7 protein-coding genes are annotated in these 4,747 nt (G+C 66.0%); all 7 read right to left on the reverse strand.

What is annotated here, in order from left to right; translation table 11 throughout:
* On the reverse strand, positions 1 to 261 hold a 261-nt coding region (locus VM221_11550; GenBank protein HUT75451.1), incomplete at its 3' end, for a dTDP-4-dehydrorhamnose 3,5-epimerase.
* Entirely contained in the window at positions 254 to 1,096 is an 843-nt protein-coding gene (locus VM221_11555) for an NAD(P)-dependent oxidoreductase (GenBank protein HUT75452.1), read from the reverse strand. The genes VM221_11555 and VM221_11550, both read right to left, overlap by 8 nt.
* Positions 1,093 to 1,743 (reverse strand): class I SAM-dependent methyltransferase, encoded by a 651-nt coding sequence (locus VM221_11560; protein ID HUT75453.1) that lies wholly within the window; start codon positions 1,741 to 1,743, stop codon positions 1,093 to 1,095. The genes VM221_11555 and VM221_11560 overlap by 4 nt, the downstream gene beginning before the upstream one ends.
* A complete protein-coding gene (locus tag VM221_11565; protein ID HUT75454.1) occupies positions 1,730 to 2,329 on the reverse strand; it encodes a hypothetical protein in 600 nt (199 codons plus the stop codon). The genes VM221_11560 and VM221_11565 overlap by 14 nt, the downstream gene beginning before the upstream one ends.
* Positions 2,301 to 3,563, reverse strand: coding sequence for a radical SAM protein (locus VM221_11570; GenBank protein ID HUT75455.1), 1,263 nt, complete (start codon positions 3,561 to 3,563; stop codon positions 2,301 to 2,303). Before VM221_11570 ends, VM221_11565 begins: the two co-directional genes overlap by 29 nt.
* On the reverse strand, positions 3,514 to 4,527 hold the full coding sequence (locus VM221_11575) for a glycosyltransferase (protein ID HUT75456.1): 1,014 nt from the start codon (positions 4,525 to 4,527) through the stop codon (positions 3,514 to 3,516). The genes VM221_11570 and VM221_11575 overlap by 50 nt, the downstream gene beginning before the upstream one ends.
* Positions 4,511 to 4,747: hypothetical protein (locus VM221_11580; protein HUT75457.1), on the reverse strand; the 237-nt coding region annotated here is incomplete at its 5' end. The genes VM221_11580 and VM221_11575, both read right to left, overlap by 17 nt.

Below are 4,747 nucleotides of genomic sequence, written 5' to 3' on the forward strand. Positions count from 1 at the left end.
GGGCTGGCCCGTCGTGGGGAGTTCCTCCGGCTCCGCGTCCACGAACTGAAAGAGCGCCGCGCCCGCCACGATGCAGAAGTGGTCCCACATGACCTTGTGCCTGTGGAATGCCCGCACCGTGCCCACCGCCCGTGACCTCACCACATACACCTGCCCGAACTCCACGAACTCCGCGTCGTCACACCGCAGGACCTCCTCCAGTGTGCCCCGGTCATCGACGTGGCGCTTGAGTTCCGTCACCGCGACGCGCTGCTCAGACATAGCCCTTCGCCTCCAGGTATTCTGCCAGGCCGTCAGCCCACGAGGGCGCGGCCTTCATGCGCGTGTTCGCGAGGTCGCTGCACTTCGGGCGCAGGGGGTCAAGCGCGCCATTGCGCGGGGCGAAGTCCGCCTCCATACCCAACAGCGCCGCCACGGCAAGGCCCAGGCCATAGTGCGACGCCACCCCTTCATTCGTGCAGTGGAACACCCCGGCATTGCTGCCCTCCGCGAGTGCCACCGCAACGTCCAATACTCGCGCCGCTGCATGGGGCGCGTAAGTCGGGGAGAAGGTCGTGTCCGCGTCAAGGTCGAGGTGCCGCCCGTCACGCACCGCCCCCACGAGGAACTCTACGAAGTTGCTGCCACCCTTTGCCCGACAGCCCGTCTTTCCGAAGAGGTAGCTGACCCGGCAGACCGCCGACTGCTCCACGAGCGTCAACGCTGCCAACTCGCCGGCCAGCTTTGTCGCGCCGTAGACTGACAGGGGCCGCGCGCCCGCGTCCTCCGCGTAAGCCCCCTCCCGCCCGTCGAATACAAAGTCCGTGCTGATGTAGACGTAGCCGCAGTTCATCCGTCGCGCGAGGTACACCAGGGGCAGCGCCTCGTTGACCGCCCACGCCTGTACGGGGTGCTCCTCGCACGCAGTCATGTCGTGGTAGGCCGCGCAGTTGACTATCACATCGGGTGCGTAGCGCGCGACCTCGGCGACGCCCTCTACCGTCGTCACCTCGCACATCTCATGGCCGAACCCCCAGGTGTGATAGCCTGCCCTGGGGCCGAGGTCCACGATCTCACTGCCGAGTTGTCCGGTCCCGCCGACCACTGCGATCTTCATGTCCCTTTGCACCCGCCCTTGGTAGCCACGATGGACGCCAGAAAGACCAAGCCGACTGTCTGCCCTGCCGACAGCATCCCCGCCACCTCGTCAAGCACCGCCTCTTCGTCGGCCCAGTCCCGGCAATGATTGGCGAAGTTCTTGGACGCCTGCTGCTCGCCACGCGACAGCAGCGGCACGGACATGTACAGCCGACCTTCAGGCCGCAACCGCGCCGCAATCTCCCCGACGACCTTGTGCCCGACAGCCTCCGGCAGATGCTCATAAACCTCAGTGAGCACCGCCACGTCAAACTCGCCCTCGGGCAAGGCCTCCTCCACGAAGTCTTGCGACCAGTACTCTACACCGGGACTGTAGTACAGGGAGCGCGCAATGTCAATGGCAGGGGGCCGGTCCACCGCCACCACGCGCCCCGTCGTCTGCAACCGATACAGCCGCGTTGCGAGCCCGCACCCGCACCCCACGTCAAGCACATCGTCAGCGGCCTCAATGGCGTTAGCCACGGCGTTGTAGTGGTGGATGTGCGAGGCAATGGTCCCGATGTTCCCGACCATCGCCCAGTGCTCCGGGAACATGAACTCGCCTGCCGCCGCCACGAGTTCCCGGTAGTCCTCCAGCGTCAAGTCCTTGCGTTCACGCCGTGCCATCGGCTGCTGCCTCCTGTGCCCACCAGGTCTCGGAGTCGATCATCGTACCGGCCTCTGTGAGCGAGATCGCGGGCTTGCAGACGCGCGCCGTCGCGGTCAGCTCCTTGCACACGTTCCAATAGAGCACCCGCAACACGTCGTCCGACGCCCCCGGCATGGCCTTCCGCGCCCACTCAAGCAGCACCTCATCGTATGCGAAAGTCATCGTGAGGTCGGCGAAGTGCTGCCGGAACCAGTAGCAGCGGCGCATCCAGTACTCGGGGAAGTTCTTCACATGCGCCGGGTCGCACGGCCCGGCCTGCGACTGCGCATACGGCACGCGGATGCTCACCTCCGCCCCCGGCTTGCCCACCCGCCATATCTCCTCAAGCACGAACTGCGTCTTGACGATGTGCTCCATGAAGTGCCCGCTGGAAATCCGCCTGCAGGAGTTGTCGGGCAGCGGGATTCCGTCGCGGTCGATGTCGTGGATGATGTCGGCGGAGGAGGTCGCCAGCCGGTCAATGCCGACCGCGCCCTCGGGCTTGTTGTTGCCACAGCCGAGATCAACGTGGATATTATCGAGCAGGCTTCCTATTGGCGTCATTGGCTTCCTCCAAGACTGCTTCCCATGCTTGCTTCGGCACATCGGCGAAGCCCATGCCCGCCGACTGATGCAGGAACTCCGACCAGGGCGGCGGCGTCCGCTTGCCGTCACCATACGCCAACTCCCACAGCCGCGTCTTCGGGTAGGCCGTGACCACGCTGATGCACATGGTCGCGCCTGCCGCTTTCAACGTCTGCGCGTAGTCCAACGTCTGCCACAGTTCCTCTTCGGTCTCGCCGGGCCAGCCGATCATGAAGAAGAAGCCGACGCCGACGCCCACTGCCGCCGCGTCCTCCAGCAGCCGTTCGGGGGCGCCCGGCGCTACGCGCTTCCCCGACAACTCCTGCCAGCGCGGGACCGCACTCTCGATCCCGGCATTGATGCAGTAGCAGCCCCCCGCCTTCGCCGCCGTCAGCATTTCCAGGTCCGCGTTCTGTATCGCCATCGTGCAGTTCCAGGTGTAACCCGTCTCGGCCAACTGTTCGCAGAGCGCGAGGGCATAGTCGCGGTTCGCCCCGAACGAGTCCGCGATGAGGCGCCCTGATGTCATGCCCTCCGCCCGTATCTCCGCGCACACGTCCTCCGGGTCCCGCGCCCGCACCCTCGGCCCGAAGACCGTGGGGGCCGCGCAGTAGGCGCACTGATAGGGGCAGCCGCGCTGCACCTCTATCAGCTCCCGCAGGTAACGCACGTATCGCTCGCCGCCAATCACGGCATCCCGCGCCAGCCCAACCTCGCCCCAGTCGTCCTGCGCCTCCATCGTAATGATCCCGTGCATGGGGTTCTCGAAGGGGACCACCGCGTTCCCGCCGTCGCCCTCGCCCACCACCACCGTATCGAAGACCAGTATCTCCTCCTGGGGCAGCAGCGAGGGATGGATGCCTCCTGCCACCGTGCGAATCCCGCGCTCGCGGAGGAACCCCGCGATGGTATGCGCCGCGTCCGCATCGACGGTGCGGTAGCCCACCCCGACCACGTCTGGCGCGAAGTCGTCCACCACCTGCGCCAGCGGGGCCAGCCATGCGTCCTCCGCCACGGCGGCCTCAAGCAGGCGTATCTCAGTGCCCCCGCTGGGTATCGGTTCAGGGTTGCTCACGTCGTCATCATAGATCGCTACGTCGTGGCCGCGCTGGCGCAACCGGGCCGCGATGGACATGAGGCCCATTGGGTAGGACAGGTATGCGTCACTGCCCAGCAGCCGTGCGAACGGGGGTTTGACCAACAGTATCTTCATGGGTTCCCTCCTTTGCGATTGCGTCCAGGAACATGTCCGTCACGCGCTCGATGCTGCGTTCCCTCCGCGCCCACGCCTGTCCCTTGCGCCCCAAGCGGCGCCGCCACGTCGGCTCGCCAATGAGCTTCTCCAGCACCTCGGCCCAGTCCTCAGCCTGGTAGGCCGTCGCCGCGTAGCCGCCCTCGCCGATCTCACGGTAGCACTCAATGTCCTCCGTCGCGACAGGAAGCCCCATCGTCATCATCGACGCCGGCTTGTTGTCGGACTTCGACCAGCACCACTCCGTCTGCTCAAGCGCGATGATGCTCATGTCGCACGAGGCCATCAGCGGCCCGACAGTTTCGTACGTCCACGGGTGAAACTCGACCTCACCCGGTAGCAACTCCTTCGCGAGGGCGGCGTTGTCCGCACCCTTGGCACTCAGGGCGGGCGCCGCCACTACCCAGTGCAGCCGGTCGGCGAAGTCCGGCAGCACCCACCGGAGCGGCGACAGACCAAACCACCCCAGGTTGTCAGTCCCGCCCATCCACGCGACCCGCACACGCTTCTTGCGCTGACTGTACTTGCACTGCTGCGAGGAGTAGGCCGGGTCAACGGCCTCCCGCCAGAGCCGGACGCGCGGATGCTCGCGCGCCAACTTCACGGCGAGCCACTCCGACCCGGCGAGGAGCCCGTGATACTGTGGCAGGGTCTCTACGTCGAAGCCCATGTTTCGACCCGGCGTCAGGTAGTCATCGTTTACGTCGAGCCACACGTGCTCGGCCTGCTCAAGTGCGCGCTCCAGGTTCACCGGCACAATGGCCCGCTGTATCACCAGCACGTCGGTCTTCGTGGGCTTGTCCCGGTCCCATGCGTCGGCATCATAGCCGCGCCGTTGCAGTTCCTCGATGACGTGCCAGCCTCGTTGTCGGGCTGTGGGGCACTGGCGGTCCCCATTGTTCCACAGCTCAAACCGTATCCGCACTTGCCGCCAACTCCCTCTCGATGATGGCCTCAAACGCCTCTGCGTAAGCGCCCCAGGAGTGCCGCTTGATTTCCTTGAGACCGGCGAGCGCGATGCGCTGACAGTCGCGCGGGTTGTCAAGCAGCCACGAGACCGCCTCCACAATCGCCGCGGTGTCCCGGTGCGGAACCAGCTTGATGTTCTCGCCGTCAGTCGCGTAGTCCTCCACGCCGGTCGGTGT

The sequence above is a fragment of the Armatimonadota bacterium genome, assembly GCA_035527535.1.
GTDB lineage: Bacteria > Armatimonadota > Hebobacteria.

What these genes read in the sequence shown, in the direction of transcription:
- VM221_11570 (HUT75455.1), bottom strand. Translation starts at nt 3,563, where the DNA reads ATGAAGATACTGTTGGTCAAACCCCCGTTCGCACGGCTGCTGGGCAGT.
- VM221_11555 (HUT75452.1), bottom strand. Translation starts at nt 1,096, where the DNA reads ATGAAGATCGCAGTGGTCGGCGGGACCGGACAACTCGGCAGTGAGATC.
- VM221_11565 (HUT75454.1), bottom strand. Translation starts at nt 2,329, where the DNA reads ATGACGCCAATAGGAAGCCTGCTCGATAATATCCACGTTGATCTCGGC.
- VM221_11560 (HUT75453.1), bottom strand. Translation starts at nt 1,743, where the DNA reads ATGGCACGGCGTGAACGCAAGGACTTGACGCTGGAGGACTACCGGGAA.